Here is a 21,113-nt window from a genome sequence, read left to right as displayed (position 1 = left end):
CGCCCCCCCCCCCCCCCCCCCCGCCGCCCCCGCGGGGACCCCCCCCCGGGGCGGGGAACATCTCCACGGGCCGCTCCCCGCCCGCCGCGACGCGGTGTGCCCCGGCTCACGTGAGCCGGACGCGCGTCAGGTCGAACGCAAGGTCACTTGAGGGTGACCTTGGCGCCCTCGCCCTCGAGCTTGGCCTTGGCCTTGTCGGCGGTCTCCTTGTTGACCTTCTCCAGGACCGGCTTCGGCGCGGCCTCGACCAGGTCCTTGGCCTCCTTGAGGCCCAGGCCGGTCAGCTCACGCACGACCTTGATGACCTGGATCTTCTTGCCACCGTCGGCGTCGAGGATGACGTCGAACTCGTCCTTCTCCGGCTCGGCCTCGGCGGCCGGGCCGGCGGGGCCGCCGGCGGCGGCGACGGCGACCGGAGCCGCCGCGGTGACCTCGAAGGTCTCCTCGAACTGCTTCACGAACTCGGAGAGCTCGATCAGCGTCATCTCCTTGAACGCGTCGAGCAGCTCGTCGGTGCTGAGCTTCGCCATGTCTGGCGTCCTTTCTGAAAGTGAAAACTAAGAACGTGGGTGCGCCGGGTGGCCTCAGGCCGCCTCGGCGCCCTCCTTCTCGCGCTTGTCCTGCAGAGCGGCCGCCAGACGCGCGGTCTTGGCGAGCGGAGCCTGGAACAGGGCCGCGGCCTTGCTCAGGTTGCCCTTCATGGCGCCGGCCAGCTTCGCCAGCAGCACCTCGCGGGACTCCAGGTCGGCGAGCTTCGTGACCTCGGCCGCGGAAATGGCCTTGCCCTCGAAGACACCGCCCTTGATGACGAGCTTCGGGTTGGCCTTCGCGAAGTCGCGAAGCCCCTTCGCCGCCTCGACGACGTCGCCCGAAACGAAAGTCAGCGCGGTAGGACCGGTGAACAGCTCATCGAGGCCGGAGATGCCCGCATCGCTCGCGGCACGCTTGGCCAGCGTGTTCTTCGCGACCGTGTAGCTGGTCTCCTTGCCGAGCGAGCGCCGCAGCTGGGTGAGCTGCGAAACCGTGAGCCCGCGGTACTCGGTCAGCACGGTCGCCCCCGCGTTGCGGAAGCTCTCGGTCAGCTCGGCGACGGCCGTGGCCTTGTCGGCCCGGATCGGCTTGTCCGCCATGTCCCTCCTCTCTCGTTGCTCGGAGCTGGTACGCCGGCGACGAGCGGACGCTCGCGACGGCGGCGGAGGCATCACGACAACGAGAAAAGCCCCGGCGCAGGGCGCACGGGGCGAGGGCCGGCACCGTGGGCGCGGTCGGCGGACCACGTACAGCACCGAGTTTCGCTTGCCGCCCTGCGCGGGTCGCCCGTCATCGCGGGACCTTCGACCGTGCCAGGGCACGGTGACCAGCGGTCTCTGGGTGGAACTACGCGCCAAAGGTTACGCGACGTGTCCCGTTACCGCCAAATCGCCCCCGGAGTGCTCCCGGTCACTCAGGCCCGGCTCCGCCGGCCCCAGGCGTAGCCGGCCAGCACCACGGCCGCCCAGGCCAGCCCCCAGGCGGTCAGCAGCAGGCCGGTGGGAGCCGCGAGCGGGCCGGCCAGCGCCCGGGCGGTGGGCAGCACCGGCGGCGCCAGCCAGGGCGCCACCGAGCCGGAGAGGCCCAGGACCAGCGCGCCCACCCCGCCGAGGGTGAGCACGGCGACGCCGTAGCCGGCGCTGCGGGTGATCGCCCGGCAGGCCAGGGCGCCCAGCCCGACCGCCGCCGGCAGGGCCAGCAGGTGGGCCCAGAGGCCGAGCGCCAGCCCCTCGGCCAGCGGCCGGTCCCCCGGCCCGGCCGGGCCGGTCACCCCGCCGACCAGCCAGGGGAAGACCAGCGCGACGGCCACCGTGCCGAGGCCGGCCACAGCCGCCGCGAGCAGGCCGGCGGCCCGCTCCCGGGCCGGGCCGAGGACCACCCGGGCCAGCCGGCGCTGCACGTCGGGCTCGACGTCGAGCAGGATCTTGGTCTGCCAGGCCAGCACCGGGAAGAGGACCACGGCCGAGACGCCGTAGGCCTCCGCGGGCTGGGCCCGGCCGCCGCCATAGAGGACGCCGAGGGCGAGCAGGCCGGCCAGCACCGGGGCCAGCGCCCGGCCGGTACGCAGGAAGCCGACCAGCCGCAGCCGGACCAGCGCGATCACCGGGCCACCTCCGGGGCCGGCCCGGGCGCGCCCGACAGCGGCCCCTCGCCGGGGGCGGCACCCGGCCGGCCGGAATCGCCGGGCTGCCCGGTGCCGGAGAACGGGTCGTCGGCAGCGACGGCGGGCGCGGAATCGGACCCTGGTCGCGTGGCGGGGGGCGGGACGGCGTGGTCGCGTATCCGAAGGACGTGGTGGCCGTCGGCGCGCAACCGGGCGACGGCGGCGGCGACCCCGCCGGCCGGGACGGACAGCTCGACCACGACGGTGGCCACGGCCCCGGACGGCGCCGCCTCGGTGACCGTGCCGTCGGCGACCGACCAGAGCCGGGCGCCGGGGAGCCGGACGGTCTCCCCGCGGTGGTCGCTGACCAGCACCGTGCCGCCGTCGGCCAGCACCTCGTCGACCACCTCCGGCACCAGCTCGCGGGCGGCGGCGTCCAGCCCCTCCCAGGGCTCGTCGAGGACGAGCAGGCCGGGCGGGCGGAGCAGCGCCTGGGCCAGGCCGACCTTCTGCGCGGTGCCCTTGGACAGCTCGGGCAGCCGCACGCCGTGGAAGCGCGTCAGGCCGAGCCGGTCGACCCAGCGCCGCACCGCCCGGTCGGCGTCTGGGCCGGGCAGGCCGGCCACCCGGGCCATCGCGGCCAGGTAGGCGCCCACGGTGAAGGGCTGGTCGGCGGGAAAGCGCTCCGGCACCCAGCCGACGGCGGCCGGCCGGTCGACCACCCGGCCCCGCGTCGGCCGGAGCACGCCGGCGGCGAGCTGGAGCAGGGTGGACTTGCCCACCCCGTTGCGCCCGAGCACCACGGCCACCTCGCCCGGGCCGATCGCCACGTCGGTCTCCCGCAGCACCCACGGACCGCGCCGCTGGTACCGCAGCCAGACACCCTCCAGCCGCATGCGCCGAGCCTGCCACACCGGACAGACGGACGGGGCCCCGCCACGGATGGTGGCGGGGCCCCGTCAGGGCAGTCGTGCTCAGGCCTCGGACGAGGCCTCGGTCAGGTTCTTCACCACGTTCGGGTCGACCGGGACGCCCGGGCCCATGGTGGTGGTGAGGGTGACCTTCTTCAGGTACTTGCCCTTGGCCGCGGACGGCTTCGAGCGCAGGACCTCGTCCAGCACCGCCGCGTAGTTGTCGATCAGCTGGGTCTCGGAGAACGAGGCCTTGCCGATGATCAGGTGGAGGTTGGAGTGCTTGTCCACCCGGAAGGTGATCTTACCGCCCTTGATGTCCGCGACGGCCTTGGTGACGTCCATGGTCACCGTGCCGGTCTTCGGGTTCGGCATGAGGCCGCGCGGGCCCAGGATCCGCGCGATCCGGCCGATCTTGGCCATCTGGTCCGGGGTGGCGATCGCCGCGTCGAAGTCCAGCCAACCGCCCTGGATACGGGCGACCAGCTCGTCGGTGCCCACCTCGTCCGCACCCGCGGCGGCGGCCTCTTCGGCCTTCGCGCCGGCGGCGAACACGATCACGCGGGCGGTCTTACCGGTGCCGTGCGGCAGGTTGACCGTGCCGCGGACCATCTGGTCCGCCTTGCGGGGGTCGACGCCGAGGCGCATCGCGACCTCGACCGTGGCGTCGAACTTGACGTTGGTGGTCTCCTTGGCCAGCTTGACGGCCTCGGCGGGGGTGTAGAGCTTCGACCGGTCGATGACCTCGGCGGCCTTGCGGTAGCTCTTGCTGCGCTGCATTTCTGGTAACTCCTGTGGTCTATGGCGGGCCCGCGACTCCGCGGCCCTCCCACGAACGGATCGGGTGGAGCGGTGCTACGAGGTCAGTCGGCGACGGTCAGGCCCATCGACCGGGCGGTGCCGGCGATGATCTTCTCGGCCTGGTCGATGTCGTTGGCGTTCAGGTCCGCCATCTTCTTCTCGGCGATCTCCCGGAGCTGGGCGCGGGTCACCGAGCCGACCTTCTGGGTGTGCGGGACGCCCGAGCCCTTCTGCACGCCGGCGGCCTTGATCAGCAGCCGGGCGGCGGGCGGGGTCTTCAGCACGAAGGTGAAGGTGCGGTCCTCGTAGACGCTGATCTCGGCGGGGACGATGTCGCCCCGCTGGGACTCGGTCTGCGCGTTGTAGGACTTGCAGAACTCCATGATGTTCACGCCGTGCTGGCCGAGCGCGGGGCCGACCGGCGGCGCCGGGGTGGCCTGGCCCGCCGGCAGCTGAAGCGTGAACGTCTTGACGAGCTTCTTCTTCGGAGGCATGTCTCTTCCTGGGGCTTGGAACTGGGATTTTCGCCGGCCCGCGGGCGCGCACGGTCAGCGCGGTGCGGACAGCCGACGTTCTAGGGTAGCGCAGCCTTCCGCCACCCTTGCCGCCGAGGTCCGGCGGGCCGCGAAAACGGCGCACCGGCGGCCGGCCCGGGGGCCCACCGCCGGTGCGGACGTACGTCAGATCTTGGCGACCTGGTTGAAGTTGAGCTCGACCGGGGTCTCCCGGCCGAAGATCGACACCAGGACCTTGAGCTTCTGCTGGTCGGCGTTGATCTCGCTGATCGTCGCCGGCAGCGAGGCGAAGGCGCCGTCGGTGACGGTGACCGAGTCGCCGACCTCGAAGTCGAGGACCTTGACCTCGGGCTTCGCCTTCTTCTGCTCGGTCTCGACCGCCGGGGCCAGCCACTTGAGCACCTCGTCGAGGCTCAGCGGCGCCGGCCGGTCGGCCCGGTCGGTCGCGCCGACGAAGCCGGTGACCCCCGGGGTGTTCCGGACGCAGGAGTAGGACTCGGCGGTCAGCTCCATCCGGACCAGGATGTAGCCCGGGAAGACCTTCGCCTGGACCTGCGACCGCTTGCCGTTCTTGACCTCGACCTCTTCCCGGGTCGGCACCTCGACCTGGTAGATGAAGTCCTCCATGTCGAGGGAGGTGATCCGGGTCTCGAGGTTGGTCTTGACCTTGTTCTCGTAGCCGGCGTACGAGTGCACCACGTACCAGTCGCCGGGGGCGTAGCGCAGCTTCTGGCGCAGCTCGGCGACCGGGTCGAAGTCCTCGTCCGGGGCGGGCTCGGTGGTCGGGAACTCCGGCTCGCTGGCGGCCTCGACCGACTCATCGTTGGCCGCCGTCGCCACCGTGGACTGCTCGTCCGGGGTCTCGGCGGTCTCGTCGTACTCAGGCACGCTCGCTCACTTCCGTCACTATCGCTGTCCGCAGGTCAGCTCGGGTTGCCGAAGACCCACAGCACCGCCTTCGCGAAGCCGTAGTCCAGGCCGGCCACGATCGCCAACATCACCGCGACGAAGGTGACCACCACGGCCGTGTAGGTCAGCAGCTCCTTGCGGGTCGGCCAGATGACCTTACGCAGCTCGGCCACGACCTCGCGGAAGAACCGCGCGATGCGGGCGAACAGCCCGATCCGCTCGGTGTCCCTGCGGGTCTTCCGCTCCTCGGTGGAATCCGCGCGGGCCCGCTTGCGCGTGGCGGTGCCGCCCCGGGAGACAGGCTCGTCCGCGTCGGTGGCGTCGTCGTCGGCCACACCGTCGACGGTCGCGTCGTCGTCCAGACGCTCGTCGCCGGCGTCCTCGCCGCGCCGCTTGCTCTCGGCCACTTCGCCCTCCGTGCGGGATATCGGGTCGCACGCCGGGCGGCGTGCGCGGCGTGTGGTCACGCCGGCCGGACCAACCGTCCCGCGACGGGCCGCGGCCGGCGGACCGACCGGGAGGGCCCCGAATGCCTCGGAACCAACCCCGCCGATGCCACCACCACGGGCCGGGCGCCGCTGTGCGGCGGCGCGACCCACGGGAACGGTCAGGCCTGAGGCGCAGGGGTGACAGGACTTGAACCTGCAGCCTGCGGTTTTGGAGACCGCTGCTCTGCCAATTGAGCTACACCCCTGTGCGGCAACTCACCCCACCCGGACACACGGTGCCGAGCAGGGGTCACTTGCCCCACGGCGGACCAGTGTACGGGTAGTCGTGCGACTTTCCCAACCGGTCCACCCCTCGCGCGTCGAACGGATCCTCAGCGAGGCGTCCGCACGGTCGCGCGAGCCTGCGACAGCACCTTCTCCCCCAGGCAGGTCGCGGTGATGTCGAGCCTGGTCAGGCCGTCATCGGTGACCTCCTTGACCACCGCGGAGACCTCGACCTCGGCGCCCTCGTCGGTGTCCGGCACGACCACCGGGCGGGTGAAGCGGACGTTGAAGTCGACCACCGCGTCCGGCGCGCCGGCCCAGGTGGTCACCGCCCGGCCGACCAGGGCCATGGTGAACATGCCGTGGGCGATCACCCCGGGCAGGCCGACCTTCGTGGCGGTCCGGTCGCTCCAGTGGATCGGGTTGAAGTCGCCCGAGGCGCCCGCGTAGCGGACCAGGTCCGCGCGGGTCACCCGGAACGTCTGGGTGGGCAGCTCCATCTCCTCAGGCCTCCCCGCGTACGACGATCTTGGACCAGACGGCGACCACCGGCTCGCCGGCGACGGTGGACACGTCGGTGCGGGTGGTGAGGAAGCCGTGCCCGCCCCGGTTGGTGACCTCCTCGATGGTGTTCACGCAGACCAGCTCGTCCCCGGCCACCACCGGCCGGGTGTACGCGAAGCGCTGGTCGCCGTGCACCACCCGGCTGTAGTCGACGCCCAGCGCCGGGTCCTCGACGATCTGCCGGCTGGCGGCCATGGTCACGATCACCGGGAAGGTCGGCGGGGCCACCACGTCGGGGTGGCCGAGCGCCCGGGCGGCCGCCGGGTCGTGGTGCGCCGGGTCGGTCGCCCCGATGGCGGTGGCGAACTCGCGGATCTTTTCTCGGCCCACCTGGTAGGGGGCGGTCGGCGGATAGCTCCGGCCGACGAAGGACGGGTCCAGGGACATGCCGCGAACCTACACGGGAAGCACGAACGCCGATCCGTACGGGCGGTCGGCCGTCGAGGGCCGCCGTCCGTGCGGACCGGCGTTCGGAAGCTGTCTGCGGGCCGGCGGTGCCGGCCGTGGGTCAGCGGGTCTCGCGGTGGATGGTGTGCTTGCCGTCCCGGGGGCAGAACTTCTTCAGCTCGATGCGGTCCGGGTCGTTACGGCGGTTCTTGCGCGTGATGTAGTTGCGCTCCTTGCACTCCACACACGCCAAAGTGATCTTCGGCCGGACATCGGTCGCCTTCGCCACGGCGGAGTGCCTTCCTCGCTCACGGATAACAACTACGGCGCATCAGCCTACGCGCTGACTACGCGGACATGCAAAGTGGGCGCCTGTGGCGCCCATCCCACCGACCACCCGGGCGGACCCGGAGGACGAGAGTAGCGGTGGCCGGACTTGAACCGGCGACACAGCGATTATGAGCCGCTTGCTCTGCCATCTGAGCTACACCGCCGTGGCGGGTCCAGCCGGACCCTCTGAGCCCCCTTACGGAATCGAACCGTAGACCTTCTCCTTACCATGGAGACGCTCTGCCGACTGAGCTAAGGGGGCCTGCCCGATCACCCGTGGGGTGTCGCGCAGAGGAAACAGTACACGACCCCGCCGCCGAGGTGAAATCGGATCCCCCGTTGTCGCGTCCGCGCAGGTCAGGGCACAACCCGCAGGCGGGGAAGCTCGCCCGCCACGATCGTCTCGGGATCGACCTGTGCGCCGAACCAGGCCTCCAACCGCTCGTACGGCAGGGGCCGGCTGAACAGGAAGCCCTGGCCGATCTCGCAGCCGATGTCCTGGAGCAGCTCCAGGGTCAGCTCGCTCTCCACGCCCTCGGCCACCACGGCCAGGCCGAACTGCTGCGACAGCGTCACGACGGCGTTGACGATGGCCAGGTCGCCCGGGTCGGTGGCCATCCCCTGCACGAACGAGCGGTCGACCTTGACCTCGTGCACGGGCAGCCGGCGCAGCTGGGCCAGGGACGAGTTGCCGGTGCCGAAGTCGTCCACCGAGAGGCGGACACCGAGGTCGCGGAGGCGCTTCAGGGTCGGTATGGGACGTTCGGTGCCGTCCAGCACCCCGGCCTCGGTGATCTCCAGCGTGAGCCGCTGCGGCGGTACACCGTACTCGTCGAGCAGGTCCCGCACCAGCGCCGGGAAGTGCTGGTCAGTGAGCGTCCGGGCGGCGAGGTTCACCGAGATGGCGAGGGCCTGGTCCCCGTGGCTCCAGTCCCGGCTGCGCCGCAGGCTCTCCCGCAGCACGAACTCGGTGAGCCGGCCGAGCTGGCCGGTGTGCTCGGCCACCGCCACGAAGTCGTCCGGGACCACCGTGCCGTGCGCCGGGTGCTCCCAGCGGGCCAGGCACTCCACGCCGACCAGGCGCCGGTCCCGCAGCGTGACCTTGGGCTGGAAGTAGACCTCCAGCGCGCCGTCGTCCAGCGCCCGGCGCAGGTCGCCGGCGAGGCCCAGCCGGCGCAGCGACCGGGACTCCAGCGCCGGGCTGTAGAGCTGGACGCCGCCCGGGACCGACTTGGCGGCCGTGGCGGCCAGGTCGACGCGCTGGAGCAGGGCCGCCGCGTCGCTCCCGTGATCGGGATGGACGGCCACCCCCACCACGGTGTCCACGTCCAGGGTGAGGGCGTCGAAGACCATCTCGTCGCGGATCTGCTCACGCAGCTGGCCGGCCAGCTCCAGCGCCGCCTCGGTGCTCTCCAGCCGCAGCGTCACCAGGAACTCGTCGCCGCCGGCCCGACCGACCAGGGCCGAGGAGGGCGCGCAGGCGCGCAGCCGCTCGGCCACGTCGACGAGGACCTTGTCGCCGGCCGCGTGGCCGAGCGACTCGTTGACCTGGCGCAGCCGGTCGACGTCGAAGAGCAGCAGCGCCACCACCTCGCCGGGCGCCGCGATCCGGACCGCCTCGGTCACCGCCGCGGTGATCCGCCGGCGGTTGGGCAGCTTGGTGAGCGTGTCGTGCTCGGCGTCGTGCCGCAGCCGGTCGACCAGCCGGGAGTTCTCCAGGGCGACCGCGGCGTGCGCGGCGACGGTCTCGAACACCGCGATGTCGGCCGAGGTGAAGTGGTTGCCGTCGCCGAGCCGGTTGGCCACCTCCAGGGTGCCGATCACCACCGGACCGGAGCGCAGCGGCACCACCACGGCGTCCTTGACGCGCCGCTCCCCCAGCTCCGCCCGGAACTCGTCGTCGGTCGTCACGCCGTGTCCGACCGCCACGGTACGTCGGGACTCCCGTACCTTCTCGCGCAGTGCCTGTGGGGTGTGCGCCACGTCGAGCAGACCCGGGTCGTCGACCCGGGCGGTCAGCAGCGTCTCCGGGTGCCGCCCCTGGGCCGGGAGCCAGAGGGTGGCGTACTCGGCCTGCATCATGGCCCGCACCCGGCCGAGCAGGGCGTCGGCGAGGGTGCCACTCTGCCCGCTCTCCACCACCGCGCGGGTCAGCTCGTAGAGGTCGGTCACGGTGCGGTGCTGCCGGAAGAACTGCGCGTACGACCGGTAGACCAGCACCACACCGGCGCCGATCCCGGCGAGCAGCAGCAGGGACCACCAGGTGCTGCGCACCAGGATCAGCACGATCAGCCCGATCGAGACGTTGACCCCGGCGGTCAGCAGGCCCGTCTTCGCGCTGCGCAGCGCACCCCGGCCGGTCTGCCAGCCGTGCAGCAGGGTGTGCACGGCGACCACGCTGACGACACTGACCAGCAGGACCATGCTGACGGCGGCGAAGATGCTGACCCAGGTCCGCGGCCCCACCCCGTTCATCGGGGGGAACGCCTGGAGCACCAGCACGGCAAGCGAGGTGCCGGCCGCGGCACGGGCGACGTTGAACCAGACCTTCGGCGCCGAGAACCGGTGCCGGATGTGCGTGATCAGCGCCGTCAGCGTGTAGATGCCCACGACCGTCAGAGGCGGCAGGAAGTAGAGCGCGAGAACCAGCGGCAGCTCGGTCAACGTGAAGCCGAGCGTCTGCCGGCGGACGACCAGGCTCAGCAGCGGCAGCCCCGCCACGATCATGAGGACCAGGAAGAGCGCCGCCTGCGGCCATTTACCGACGGGATGCTCGACCAGCAGGCCGGTCACCGTGGCGCAGGCCACAGCGACCAGCGCCAACGGTGCCGTGATGATCCAGGCGTCCTCAGACGACCTGCGTCGTGGCTGATCGCGACGGCTCATGCCGCTCCTTCGCGTTGGCGGCGCGCCGCCGCGTCACCGACGCGAGTCGTCGCCCGGCCGGCGCCCAGCACTCGTGGCAGCCGGGCTCGACGAACACAGACCGGAGGGACCGGTCACTGCCACACGATGTCCAGGGTCTGCGGGCCCCCCATGCTGCCATCAAAACCGACAACGCCGACACCGCCGATGAGGGCGGCGAGAACGAGAAGTGAGCCAAGCAGCCGGCCCAACCTTCGACCAGACATGATTGCTCCTGTCGAGAGAGTTTCAGCGATGGTGGAGGTTCCACGATCGTGCCACATGGGGTGCACGCAAAAAAGCGGAGGAGGGCCCCCTTCGGGGCGGCAGACAGGGAAATCATCCGTTCGACCGGCGTGCCCGCCCCTCCGGCCCAGCCTGCTGTCACGATCGGTCCGGAGACTGCTACGGAAGGCGCGCAGAACGACTTCACGGTTAAAGCGCGCGTAAGAGCAGATTCGCTTACCAGCCATGATGATCGGCGATCTTGACCACAATGGACGGCGAACCGGACAGCACGGCGACCCCGACGAACAGACTCCACCATCATCGATGTCGGGGCAAGGGGCTCGGGCTGTCCGACAGCTCAGGCGGAGTCCCGCAGCGGCCGGAAGGCGGCCCGCACCTCGGTCGCGAACAGCTCCGACTCGTCCAGGCGGCGAAGTGGCCACCCTTCTCCACCTCGTTGAAGTAGGCGACGCCGGGGTAGGTCAACCAGTACAGCGTGATGTTGTCGACGACGCTGTCCCGGGAAGTAGCCGAAGCCGTCCTTCATGACGGTCTCGAGCGCGCCGTGCGCCGCGCGCAACTGCTCGGTGTTCGCCGGCAGCTCGTCCTTGATGCCGATCGCCCCGGCCAGCAGGTTGAGGTGGATGCCGAGCAGCCCGTCGGGCGCCTGGCGGCCCATCGCGCCCGTGACGGAGGCGCTTACGGCGCCCCCCCCTGCGCGACGTACCGCGGGTAGCCGGGCAGGGACGGCAGCACCAGGTGGAAGGCGTCCTCGGCGGTGCCGCCGTGCGCCGTCGGGTTGGTGAGCGGGCCGACCGCCCCGAGCAGCTCGACGACCGAGCCCGGCGGACCGAAATGCGAACACCGGCTCGGGTACGACCCGGAGCGGCTCACCGACCCCACGAGAAAGGCCCCGGAGCACGTAGCTCACGGGGCCATCTCTGCACCTGGTGGCGGGTAGAGGATTCGAACCTCTGTAGCTTTCGCGACGGATTTACAGTCCGCTCCCATTGGCCGCTCGGGCAACCCGCCAGGGCACACCACCGCGTCGCGACGCGGCGGCGGAAGCAAGGATAGCGGTTGCCCCCGGGGCCACCGCAAGCGGGTACCGTCAGGGGGTCCCACGCTGGTCAGTGGGGGACGGATCAGGACAGACCGCCGGACAGCAGGAGCATGATCATGGCAGCGAACCCGTCGTTCGACATCGTGAGCAAGGTCGACCGGCAGGAGGTCGACAACGCCCTCCGCCAGGCGGAGAAGGAGCTCGCGACGCGGTTCGACTTCCGCGGCACCGGCGCCGAGATCTCCTGGTCGGGCGAGGAGGCGATCGGCCTCCAGGCGGAGACCGAGGAGCGGGTGCGGGCCGCGCTGGAGGTCTTCAAGGAGAAGCTGGTCAAGCGGAACATCTCGCTGAAGTCGCTGGACGCCGGCGAGGCCCGCGCGTCGGGCAAGGTCTTCAAGATCGACGCCAAGGTCATCCAGGGCATCGACTCGGAGAAGGCCAAGGCGATCAGCAAGAAGATCCGCGACGAGGGCCCGAAGGGCGTGCAGGCGCAGATCCAGGGCGACCAGCTCCGGGTCACCGGCAAGAAGAAGGACGACCTCCAGGCCGTCATCGCGCTGCTCAAGGGCGAGGACTTCGGCGTCGCGCTGCAGTTCACCAACTACCGCTAGGACGGGCCGACGGTGGCCGGCGGGCTGGGCGTCCGAGCCCGCCGGCCACGGTCAGCGCGAGAAGATCAGCAGCAGGATCACGGTCACGACCGCGCTGACCAGGAGCGAGCCGAGACAGCCGACCCGGTTCGAGAAGAAGAGGAACATACGTGGGCTTTACCCCGCCCACGAGGATCTGATCACGCGACGAGCGACTGCTCGGCGCGTACCGCGGCGGCCTCGGCGCGGGCGATCGGGCCGGCGGGCGGCGCGGCGACCGCGGCCCCGACGGCGACCGCCGCCCCGGCGAACAGGAACGCCCAGGGCACACCGCCGGCGTGGTCGACGATCAGCCCGGCCACCGCTCCCCCGGCGGCGCTCGCCGCCACGGACATGGTGACCACCCAGGTGTACGCCTCGTTCAGCATGCCGGCCGGGGTGATCCGGCCGACCAGGGTGTTCTCCAGCGTCAGGGCGGGGGCGATGGTGGCCCCGCCGAGCACCAGCGCGACGCCGAGCGCCGCCGGTCCGGGCATCAGCGCGAAGACGGCGAAGCTGGCCGCGACCGCGCCGAGCAGCCAGGCGAACTGGCGGCTCATGTTGGCCGCGGGCTTGCGTACCCCGAACCAGAAGCCGCCGAAGGCGCTGCCGACGCCCCAGACGGCCAGCAGCACGCCGGCGAGGCTCTCCGGGTCGTCGGTGGTGGCGTTCCCGGCGAAGGCCGGGACGATCACGCCGGCCGCGCCGAAGGCGATGCCCAGGCTGGCGACGCAGAGCAGCAGGGCCGGGAAGCCGCCGAGCCGCAGGGGGCCGAGGCCCTTGGCGTGGTGTTCGCGGGGGTGCGGCTGCCAGCCGCGCATGACCCGACCGAGCGCCACGGCGGTGGTGCCGACCAGGGTGACCACGGCGGCGCCGACCAGCGCGGCGGCGGCGTCGGCGACCAGGACGAAGCCGGCCACCAGCAGCGGGCCGAGCACGAAGACGACCTCGAAGAGGGAGGTCTCCGCGGCGAGCGCGGTGTTGCGCAGGTGCGCCCGGCCGGCGGCGTGCGCGGTGAGGTCGTTCCAGGCGCCCCGGATGGCGGCGGTCAGCGGCGGGTAGGTGGCGCCGGCGACGCCGGCGGCCAGGTAGATGAGGGCGAGACTGTCGGACCCGGACCGGCTGGCACCGAGCAGCCCGAAGAGGGCCAGCGGGTGCGCCACGGCGGTGGCCAGCAGCACCGGGGTGGGGCCGACCCGGTCGGCGATCCGCCCGGCGACCGGGCTGAGCGCGGCGCCGGACAGGGCGTAGATGCCACCGGCGACGGCGGCGAGCGAGTAGCGGTCGGTGACCTCCGCGACCACCAGCAACAGCGCCAGCGGGGTCATGCCGATCCCGAGCCGGCCGATGAGGCCGAGGACCAGCAGCATCGGCGCGCCGGGGATCCGCCAGACGCCCAGGTACTGGCGCAGTGCGGCCACGGTCGACCTCCAGGGTGTAACGAGTGGGAGACGTTTCGACCCTAACGCCGGGGCGTATCCGCGGGAAACGGTTTGTGCCCGGACACACCACTCCGCCCGCGTCCGGGTGGACGCGGGCGGAGGCGGGCGGTGCGGGTCAGCGCTCGAACTGCACCGGCCCGGAGTTGCGGGCCAGCTGCTCCAGCCGGGCCACCCGCTGCTCCATGGGCGGGTGGGTGGCGAACATCGCGGCGATGCCGCCGCCCCGCTTGAACGGGTTGTCGATCATCAGGTGCGCGGTGCTGGTGAGCTGGCCCTGCGGCGGCAGCGGGCGGGCCTGCGTACCGGCGTGGATCTTGCGCAGGGCGCTGGCCAGCGCCAGCGGGTCACGGCTCAGCTCGGCGCCGGACTGGTCGGCCTGGAACTCCCGGCTCCGGCTGATCGCCAGCTGGATCAGGGTGGCCGCGATCGGGCCGAGGATCAGGGTGAGCAGCAGCACGGCCGGGTTCGGGGCGTCCTCGTCGTCGGAGGAGCCCAGCGGGATGAACCAGGCGATGTTCGCCAGCGCGGTGATGATGCCGGCCAGGCCGGCCGCCACGCTGGAGATCAGGATGTCCCGGTTGTAGACGTGGGACAGCTCGTGCCCGATCACGCCCCGCAGCTCCCGGTAGTCGAGGATCTCGACGATCCCCTGGGTGACGCAGACCGCCGCGTGCTCCGGGTTACGCCCGGTGGCGAACGCGTTGGGCTGCGCCGTCGGGCTCACGTACAGCCGGGGCATCGGCTTGCCCGCCTGGGTCGAGAGCTCCCGGACCATCCGGTACAGCTCGGGGAACTGTGCCTCGCTGACCGGTTGCGCCCGCATCGAGCGCAGCGCGAGCTTGTCGGAGAAGAAGTAGGTCACGCCGTTCATCAGCAACGAGACGACGACGGCGATGACGAGACCGCCGCTACCGCCGAACCAGTAGCCGACCGCGAGGATCAGCGAGGTCAACAGGCCGAGCAGCGCTGCGGTCTTGAGACGGTTGTGATGCACGATCGCTCCTTCGGTGCGCGGGCCCGCGCGGAGCCCGCTGACCGGTTCAACAACACCGGTACCCGCCAACCATCCAGCTCATGGCTGAAAGTTGGCTGGGGTTTCCTGTGCGCGCGCTGTGCGAGCTGCCCAACGGGGGACCAAACCGTCAGCGGGCCGCCACGTCGAGCACCAGTTGCGGGGCGAAGCCGAGCACCACGGCCAGCGCGGTGGCGACCCCGAGCGCGACCACCACGATCCGGGCCGGGCGGACCGCCACCTCGCCGGGCGCGGCGTAGAGGGTGGCGGCCACGCGCAGGTAGTAGGCCAGGCCGAGCACCGCGTTCAGCGCCACCACGAGGGCCAGCCAGCCGGCGTGCCCGGCCAGCAGCGCGCGGACCACGGTCACCTTGGCGAACAGGCCGGCCAGGCCCGGCGGCAGCCCCGCCAGCCCGATGAGGGCCAGCGCGAACGCCCCACCCACCCACGGGTGCCGCCGCGCCGCGCCGCGCAGGTCGGCCAGGGTGGCGCCGTCACCGTCCGCCGGCCGCAGCGCCACCACCGCGGCGAACGCGGCCAGCTCCAGCAGCACGAAGAAGACGGCGTACGCGACGGCCGCGGCGTACGCCCCGGCGCGGGCGTCGGCGGTGCGCCCGCCGACCAGCGCGAGCGCGCCCAGCGGGGCGAGGATGTAGCCGGCCTGGGCCACCGACGACCAGGCGAGCAGCCGGACCGTCCGCCGCTGGCGCAGCGCCACCAGGTTGCCCACGGTCATGGTGAGCACCGCGAGCAGGGCCAGCACCGGGCCGGTCACGTCGGCCGGCAGCGCGCGCTGCACCACGGCGAGCAGGGCCACCACGCCACCCAGCTTCGAGGCCGTCGAAAGGTACGCCGCCACCGGCAGCGGCGCGCCGTCGTAGGTGGCCGGCGCCCAGGCGTGGAACGGCACCGCGGCGACCTTGAAGGCCAGCCCGGCCACCACCAGCGCCACGGCGACCGTGCTCAGCGGCAGGTCGAGCAGGCCCTCCCGGTCGGCGCCGAAGGCCGCGCCGAGCCGGTCGAGGTGCAGGCTGCCGGTCACCGCGTAGAGGAGCGCCGCGCCGAGCAGAGTGATCGTGGTGGCCACCACGCTGACCACGAAGAAGGTCACCGCCGCCTCGGCCCCGGCCAGGCTGCCCCGGCGCAGGCCGACCAGCACGTAGAGCGGCAGGGTGAGCGTCTCCAGCGCCACGACCAGGGTGATCAGGTCGCCGGCCGCGCCGAGCACCACGCCGCCGGTCATGGCGCAGGCCAGCAGGAAGCAGTATTCCCCGACCGGGATCCGGCCGGCGCGCAGCAGCGGGCCGGAGAGCGCCAGCACGCCGAGGGTGAGCAGCGCGATGACGACCGCGACCAGCGCGGCCCGCCCGGTCCAGAGCCAGGAGCAGTCCGCCCCGACGCAGAAGGTGCGGCGCTCGCCGGCCGCGCCGACCAGCGCCGCGCCGAGCGCGGTGCCCGCCGCGCCGAGGGCGGCCACGGCCACCGTGGCGGCGGCCCGGGCCGCCAGCAGGTCGACCAGGAGCACCAGCACGGCGGTGCCGGCGGCCAGGTAGGCCGGCAGCAGCGCCACGTTGTCCACGCTCTGCACGACGCTCATTTGAGGACTCCCACCAGGGCGCCGACCGGGCCGGAGGCGTAGGACAGGACCAGTGCGGGGGCCAGGCCGACGGCGAGGGCGAGCAGCACCAGCGGCGCCCAGGCGGTCAGCTCCGCCCCGGCCAGGCCCGGCGCGAGCGGAGCCACCGCCGGGCTGGGCCGCCCGTGGGTGACCCGGCGCAGCAACCGGAGGAAGTACGCGGCGGTCAGCGCACCGCCCAGCGCCGCGAGCACGGCCAGGGTGGTCCACAGCCCGCCGCCACGCCGCAGGGCGGCCACCACGGCGAACGCCTCGCCCCAGAAGCCGGCCAGCCCGGGCAGCCCGAGCGAGGCGACCGCCGCGAACCCGAGCAGCCCGGCCAGCCGGGGCGCGGTCTCCCGCAGCCCGGACAGCTCGGCGAGCGACCCGGTGTGGGTGCGGTCCTTGACGGCCCCGGCCAGGAAGAACAGCAGCCCCGTGATGACGCCGTGCGCGATGTTGCCGATGAGTGCGGCCTGGAGGCCGGTGGCGGTGAGCGTGGCGACCCCGAGCAGCACGAAGCCCATGTGCCCCACGCTGGAGTACGCGATGAGCCGCTTCAGCTCGTCCTGGGCCAGGCAGACCAGGCCGCCGACCAGGATCGCCGCGACAGCGAGCACCCCGAGCACCGGGGCGGCCCAGCGGGCGCCCTCCGGGGCGACGCCGACGGCCACCCGGATCAGCCCGTACGTGCCCATCTTGAGCAGCACCCCGGCCAGGATCACGCTGCCCACGGTGGGGGCCTGGGTGTGCGCGTCGGGCAGCCAGGAGTGCAGCGGCCAGAGCGGGCTCTTCACGGCGAAGGCCAGCGCCAGCAGGGTGAACGCGGCCAACTGGGTGCCCCGGGAGAGCCCGGCGCCGCCGGTCAGCGTCACCAGGTCGGCGGTGCCCGCGGCGGCCACCACCACGTAGACGCCGACCAGCAGCAGCACCGAGCCGAAGAGCGTGTAGAGGACGAACTTGCGGGCCGCGCGGCGCCGGTGGTCGCCACCCCAGCCGGCGATGATCGCGTACATGGGGAGCAGGACGACCTCGAAGAACACGAAGAACAGCACGAGGTCGAGGGCGAGGAAGGTGCCCAGGATGCCCACCTCGACGACCAGCAGCAGCGCAACCAGGGCCCGCCCGCTGCCGCCGCCGGAGGGCACGCGCCAGAGCGTGTAGCCGCAGCAGAGCAGGGTGAGCAGCGCGGTGAGCACCACGAGCGGCCAGGAGATGCCGTCCACCCCGAGGTGGAAGCGCAGGTCGAGGCCGGGCACCCAGGACACGTTCACCTGGTGCCAGGGCTGCACGGCCGGCCGGGGGCCGTAGCCGAACCAGCCGTGATCGCCGCCGACCAGCGGCAGGGCGGCGAGCAGGGTCAGCGCGGCGGCGGCCGTGCCGACCAGCCGGCCGGCCCGGTCACCGGGGACGGCTGCGGCCGCGACCGCGCCCAGCGCGGGCACCGCGAGGACCGCGACCAGCAGGAACTGCCCGAACGTCATGAGGCCACTCCGATCAGGGCGACCGCGAGGCCGATGAGCAGCGCGCCGGCCAGCACCCCGGCCGCCGCGCGGGGCAGGGCGGCCCGGTGCAGCGCGGCCAGCCCGCCGCCCAGCTCGACCGCGGCCCGGCCGCTGCCCTCCACGAGGCCGTCCACCCCCAGCTCGTCCCCGGTCCGCACGGCCCGGGCCAGGGCGGTGGTCGGGCGTACGACGAGGGCGTGCTGGACGTCGTCGAGCCGGAACGCCCGGGCGAAGACCGGCCGCAGCGGACCCAGGAAGCGCGCCGGGTCGGCGGCCGGGTCGCGGCGCCAGCCCGCCCAGGCGACGCCCGCGCCGACCAGCAGCAGCAGGAACGGCAGGACCAGGTTCGGCGCCAGGTGAACCAGCTCGACGGCCTCGTCGGTGGCGTCGGCGGGCACCCGCAGCCGGTCGGCGAACCACGGTGCGAAGGCGGCCAGGCCGAGCAGCGCGGCGGGCACCGCGAGCAGCAGCACCGGCCAGCGCAGCACGGCCGGCGGGTCGTGCGGGTGCGCCAGCGGGGTCCGGGTCGCGCCGAGGAAGGTGCGCAGCAGCAGGCGGGTCGCGTACCAGGCGGTGACCGCGACGCCGAGCAGCCCGGCCAGCCAGACCAGCCAGCCCACCCAGGCCGGGGCCGGGCCGGCGCCGTCCAGGGCGGCGGCCTCCGCGGCGGCGAGCACGCCGTCCTTGCTCCAGAAGCCGGACAGTGGCGGCACCCCGGCCAGCGCGCCGAGGCCGATCACCATGCACCAGAAGGTCACCGGCATGGCGGTGCGCAGGCCGCCCATCCGGGACATCAGGGTGGTGCCGACGGCGTGGATGACCACGCCGGCCGCGAGGAACAGCAGCGCCTTGAACGCGGCGTGGGTGAGCAGGTGGAACAGGGCCGCCGCGGGGGCGCCGACGGCGAGCGCGCCGGTCATGTAGCCGATCTGGGAGACCGTCGACCAGGCCAGCACCCGCTTGATGTCGTCCTGTGCGGTGGCCGCGAACGCGCCGAGCAGCAGGGTCACCGCGGCCATCACCCCGAGCACGGCGAGGGCGGCCGGGGCCTGCGCGAAGAGCGGGAAGAGCCGGGCCACCGCGTAGACCCCGGCGGCGACCATGGTGGCCGCGTGGATGAGCGCGGAGATCGGGGTGGGGCCGGCCATGGCGTCGGGCAGCCAGGTGTGCAGCGGGAACTGGGCGCTCTTGCCGGCGACCCCGGCGAGCAGCAGCAGGCAGGCCGCCGTGAGCGTGCCGGCCGGATAGTCGTGGGCCAGCACGTCGGCGATCCGGAAGCTGCCCGCGCCGACGCCGAGCAGCGCGATGCCGAGCAGGAAGCCGACGTCACCCACCCGGGTGACGAGGAACGCCTTCACGGCGGCGGCCGGCGCCTCGGGCAGCCGCCGGTCGTGGGCGATGAGCAGGTAGGAGCAGATGCCCATCACCTCCCAGCCGACCAGCAGCAGGATCAGGTCGCCGGAGACCACCACGGTCAGCATGGCCGCGGTGAAGAGGCTGATCTGGGCCGCGTAGGGCGGGTAGCGGTGGTCCACCTCGACGTCGTCGTGCGGGCCGCGCCGCAGGTAGCCGACCGAGTAGACCTGCACGGCCAGGGCCACCGCGGCCACCGCCACGGCGACCAGCACGGCGACCCCGTCGAGCCGCCAGCCGAGGGTGACCCGTAGCCCGCCCAGGTCGACCCAGTCGGTGGCGCCCTCGACCGGCCCGTCCACCCGGAGCAGCAGCGCCAGCGCCGCCAGCAGCGCGACCGCCGCGCCGGCCACGCCGAGCGCGATCGCCGCCCGCCGCGCCGGATCCTCCCCGGTGGTCGCCCCGCGCGGCGAGGGCGGCAGCAGCAGCCCGAGCAGGCCGGCGATCAGGGGTACGCCGGGCAGCGCCACCGCGAGCAGTCCGGTCACTTGTCCCCCTCGCCCCGGCCCGTGGCGACCCCGGCGGGCGCTTCGGTGAGCGGCACGTCGTCCACCGTGACGCTGGCCCGCAGCCGGTAGAGCTGGAGCACGATGGCCAGCCCGACGCCGATCTCGGCGGCGGCGAGCACGATCACGAAGAGCGCGAAGACCTGGCCGGAGTGCGGCAGCGCGGCACGGACCGTGGTGTCGGCGGTGACCAGGATCAGGTTGACCGCGTTGAGCATCAGCTCGACGGCCATCAGCACGAGGACGGCGTTGCGGCGGCGCAGCACGCCGTAGACGCCGAGGCCGAACAGCAGCGCCGCGGTGACGTACGGGATGACCGGTCTCACGCGCGCCCGCCCTCGTCGCCGGCCGCCATCACGGGGCGGGCCGGCTCGACCGGACCGCCGGGCCTGCCGGGGCGGGCCGGGCCGGCCGCCGGGGTCGCGCCGGGGCGGCCGATGTCGGGGCGGGACAGCACGATGGCGCCCACCAGGGCGGCGAGCAGCAGCACCGAGAGCACCTCGAAGGGCAGCACCCAGGAGCGGAACACCTGCTCGCCGAGGCGCTCGGCGGTGCCCGTGGCGGGCAGCCCGACCCGCGACCAGCGGAACGCGTCGACCAGCAGCACGGCCAGGCCCAGGCCACTGCCGGCGCCGATCAGCGCGGCCGGCCAGCCGGGCCGGTCGAGGTCGTCGGAGGGGCCGATCGGGGCCCGGGTCAGCATCACCGCGAAGAGCAGCAGCACCACCACGGCGCCGACGTAGATGAGCACCTGCACCCAGGCGACCAGCTCGGCGCCGAGCACCAGGTAGTCACCGGCCAGCGCGCCCAGGCAGACCACCAGCCAGAGCCCGGCCCGGACCAGGTGCCGGGTCGCCACCACCAGCGCGCCCGCACCCACCGCCACCGCGCCGAGAGCGAGCAGCAGCACGTCGGCACCCGTCATGACGGCGCGCCTCCGCCCTGCTCGGCGCCCGGCTCGGGGAGTGCCCGGGTCGGGGCCGGGCGCGCGGCGGGGGCCGCGGCCTTGCGGGCGGCGGTGGTCTCCTCCTTCGAGGGATCGCCGTGCGGGTCGTGGGCCGGCGGCGGCGGGACGGTGGCCATCCACTCGCCCAGGTGGTCCTTGTCGTGCAGCAGGTCCTTGATGTCGTACTCGGCGTACTCGAACTCGGGCGTCCAGTAGAGCGCGTCGAACGGGCAGACCTCGATGCAGATGCCGCAGTACATGCACAGCGAGAAGTCGATGTCGAACTTGTCGAGCACGTTGCGCTGGCGGGGGCGGGCGGCGCCGGGGACCGCCACCTCCTCCTTGTGCGAGTCGATGTAGATGCACCAGTCCGGGCACTCGCGGGCGCAGAGCATGCAGACCGTGCAGTTCTCCTCCAGCAGCGCGATCACGCCGCGGGAGCGGGGCGGCAGCTCGGGGACCACGTCCGGGTACTGCTGCGTGGTCGAGCGGCGGGTCATCGTCTTCAGCGTGACCGCCAGGCCCTTCACCAACCCCTCGCCGGGCACCCCGCTGCGCTCGCTCATGCCGCCCATCCTGCCCTGTG

Annotated in this window: 23 protein-coding genes and 4 tRNA genes; 1 reads left to right on the top strand and 26 read right to left on the bottom strand. The window is 73.1% G+C overall.

From position 1 onward, the window contains the following. Positions 1-143 precede the first annotated feature (143 nt). From rplL to FXF50_RS22665, 18 genes are all read right to left on the bottom strand, one after another. Positions 144-530 (bottom strand): 50S ribosomal protein L7/L12, encoded by a 387-nt coding sequence (rplL, locus tag FXF50_RS22750; protein ID WP_091262814.1) that lies wholly within the window; start codon positions 528-530, stop codon positions 144-146. A gap of 54 nt (positions 531-584) precedes the next feature. Beyond that, the gene (gene rplJ / locus FXF50_RS22745) at positions 585-1,130 is read right to left on the bottom strand and encodes a 50S ribosomal protein L10 (protein ID WP_148430896.1); all 546 of its coding nucleotides are present in this window, start codon (positions 1,128-1,130) and stop codon (positions 585-587) included. Positions 1,131-1,444: 314 nt separating this feature from the next. Next, positions 1,445-2,134 carry a hypothetical protein gene (locus FXF50_RS22740; RefSeq protein WP_148430895.1) on the bottom strand — a complete coding sequence of 230 codons (690 nt, stop codon included), beginning with the start codon at positions 2,132-2,134 and terminating at the stop codon, positions 1,445-1,447. Beyond that, positions 2,131-3,030: an ATP-binding cassette domain-containing protein gene (locus tag FXF50_RS22735; protein ID WP_148430894.1), complete on the bottom strand. Its 900-nt coding sequence runs from the start codon at positions 3,028-3,030 to the stop codon at positions 2,131-2,133. The genes FXF50_RS22740 and FXF50_RS22735 overlap by 4 nt, the downstream gene beginning before the upstream one ends. Before the next feature lie 78 nt (positions 3,031-3,108). Continuing rightward, on the bottom strand, positions 3,109-3,825 hold the full coding sequence (rplA, locus tag FXF50_RS22730; RefSeq protein WP_148430893.1) for a 50S ribosomal protein L1: 717 nt from the start codon (positions 3,823-3,825) through the stop codon (positions 3,109-3,111). Between the two features lie 83 nt (positions 3,826-3,908). Then, entirely contained in the window at positions 3,909-4,340 is a 432-nt protein-coding gene (gene rplK / locus FXF50_RS22725; protein WP_091570017.1) for a 50S ribosomal protein L11, read from the bottom strand. 186 nt (positions 4,341-4,526) lie between these two features. Next, positions 4,527-5,249, bottom strand: a complete 723-nt coding sequence (nusG, locus tag FXF50_RS22720) for a transcription termination/antitermination protein NusG (protein ID WP_046567240.1) — start codon at positions 5,247-5,249, stop codon at positions 4,527-4,529. Between the two features lie 35 nt (positions 5,250-5,284). Further along, on the bottom strand, positions 5,285-5,677 hold the full coding sequence (secE, locus tag FXF50_RS22715) for a preprotein translocase subunit SecE (RefSeq protein ID WP_148430892.1): 393 nt from the start codon (positions 5,675-5,677) through the stop codon (positions 5,285-5,287). A 214-nt stretch (positions 5,678-5,891) separates the two neighbouring features. Beyond that, positions 5,892-5,964, bottom strand: a tRNA-Trp gene (locus tag FXF50_RS22710). 126 nt (positions 5,965-6,090) lie between these two features. Continuing rightward, the gene (locus FXF50_RS22705) at positions 6,091-6,483 is read right to left on the bottom strand and encodes a MaoC family dehydratase (RefSeq protein WP_091317948.1); all 393 of its coding nucleotides are present in this window, start codon (positions 6,481-6,483) and stop codon (positions 6,091-6,093) included. 4 nt (positions 6,484-6,487) lie between these two features. Then, a complete protein-coding gene (locus tag FXF50_RS22700) occupies positions 6,488-6,934 on the bottom strand; it encodes a MaoC family dehydratase N-terminal domain-containing protein (RefSeq protein ID WP_148430891.1) in 447 nt (148 codons plus the stop codon). Positions 6,935-7,055: 121 nt separating this feature from the next. Beyond that, positions 7,056-7,223 carry a 50S ribosomal protein L33 gene (gene rpmG, locus FXF50_RS22695; RefSeq protein ID WP_067301359.1) on the bottom strand — a complete coding sequence of 56 codons (168 nt, stop codon included), beginning with the start codon at positions 7,221-7,223 and terminating at the stop codon, positions 7,056-7,058. A gap of 132 nt (positions 7,224-7,355) precedes the next feature. Next, a tRNA-Met gene (locus FXF50_RS22690) sits at positions 7,356-7,428 on the bottom strand. 25 nt (positions 7,429-7,453) lie between these two features. Continuing rightward, positions 7,454-7,526: transfer RNA gene (locus FXF50_RS22685), tRNA-Thr, on the bottom strand. Positions 7,527-7,621: 95 nt separating this feature from the next. Then, complete coding sequence (locus FXF50_RS22680; protein ID WP_148430890.1) at positions 7,622-10,150, bottom strand: bifunctional diguanylate cyclase/phosphodiesterase; 2,529 nt, start codon at positions 10,148-10,150, stop codon at positions 7,622-7,624. Between the two features lie 604 nt (positions 10,151-10,754). After that, entirely contained in the window at positions 10,755-11,075 is a 321-nt protein-coding gene (locus FXF50_RS29975; RefSeq protein WP_255510152.1) for a hypothetical protein, read from the bottom strand. A 20-nt stretch (positions 11,076-11,095) separates the two neighbouring features. Beyond that, complete coding sequence (locus FXF50_RS29970; protein WP_255510151.1) at positions 11,096-11,290, bottom strand: hypothetical protein; 195 nt, start codon at positions 11,288-11,290, stop codon at positions 11,096-11,098. Between the two features lie 54 nt (positions 11,291-11,344). Further along, positions 11,345-11,428 (bottom strand) — tRNA-Tyr (locus FXF50_RS22665). 147 nt (positions 11,429-11,575) lie between these two features. On the opposite strand from FXF50_RS22665, the gene FXF50_RS22660 reads away from it, so the two are divergent. Then, positions 11,576-12,070: a YajQ family cyclic di-GMP-binding protein gene (locus FXF50_RS22660; RefSeq protein WP_148430888.1), complete on the top strand. Its 495-nt coding sequence runs from the start codon at positions 11,576-11,578 to the stop codon at positions 12,068-12,070. 179 nt (positions 12,071-12,249) lie between these two features. Here FXF50_RS22660 and FXF50_RS22655 read toward each other — a convergent pair whose 3' ends face one another. The 8 genes from FXF50_RS22655 to FXF50_RS22620 all read right to left on the bottom strand — a co-directional run bounded on the left by FXF50_RS22655 (position 12,250) and on the right by FXF50_RS22620 (position 21,102). After that, a complete protein-coding gene (locus FXF50_RS22655; protein ID WP_148430887.1) occupies positions 12,250-13,509 on the bottom strand; it encodes an MFS transporter in 1,260 nt (419 codons plus the stop codon). A 136-nt stretch (positions 13,510-13,645) separates the two neighbouring features. After that, positions 13,646-14,524: a zinc metalloprotease HtpX gene (gene htpX / locus FXF50_RS22650; protein WP_148430886.1), complete on the bottom strand. Its 879-nt coding sequence runs from the start codon at positions 14,522-14,524 to the stop codon at positions 13,646-13,648. 148 nt (positions 14,525-14,672) lie between these two features. Continuing rightward, entirely contained in the window at positions 14,673-16,139 is a 1,467-nt protein-coding gene (locus FXF50_RS22645; RefSeq protein ID WP_148430885.1) for an NADH-quinone oxidoreductase subunit N, read from the bottom strand. After that, entirely contained in the window at positions 16,136-17,641 is a 1,506-nt protein-coding gene (locus FXF50_RS22640) for a NuoM family protein (RefSeq protein WP_148430884.1), read from the bottom strand. Before FXF50_RS22640 ends, FXF50_RS22645 begins: the two co-directional genes overlap by 4 nt. After that, positions 17,638-19,563: an NADH-quinone oxidoreductase subunit L gene (locus FXF50_RS22635; protein WP_148430883.1), complete on the bottom strand. Its 1,926-nt coding sequence runs from the start codon at positions 19,561-19,563 to the stop codon at positions 17,638-17,640. Before FXF50_RS22635 ends, FXF50_RS22640 begins: the two co-directional genes overlap by 4 nt. Further along, positions 19,560-19,907, bottom strand: coding sequence for an NADH-quinone oxidoreductase subunit NuoK (nuoK, locus tag FXF50_RS22630; protein WP_148430882.1), 348 nt, complete (start codon positions 19,905-19,907; stop codon positions 19,560-19,562). Before nuoK ends, FXF50_RS22635 begins: the two co-directional genes overlap by 4 nt. Beyond that, positions 19,904-20,506 (bottom strand): NADH-quinone oxidoreductase subunit J, encoded by a 603-nt coding sequence (locus FXF50_RS22625; RefSeq protein ID WP_148430881.1) that lies wholly within the window; start codon positions 20,504-20,506, stop codon positions 19,904-19,906. The genes nuoK and FXF50_RS22625 overlap by 4 nt, the downstream gene beginning before the upstream one ends. Continuing rightward, a complete protein-coding gene (locus tag FXF50_RS22620) occupies positions 20,503-21,102 on the bottom strand; it encodes an NADH-quinone oxidoreductase subunit I (RefSeq protein WP_370464138.1) in 600 nt (199 codons plus the stop codon). The genes FXF50_RS22625 and FXF50_RS22620 overlap by 4 nt, the downstream gene beginning before the upstream one ends. Positions 21,103-21,113 lie beyond the last annotated feature (11 nt).

The organism is Micromonospora sp. AP08 (assembly GCF_008085935.1).
GTDB lineage: Bacteria > Actinomycetota > Actinomycetes > Mycobacteriales > Micromonosporaceae > Micromonospora > Micromonospora chersina.
This window is presented reverse-complemented; position numbering and strand designations above follow the sequence as displayed.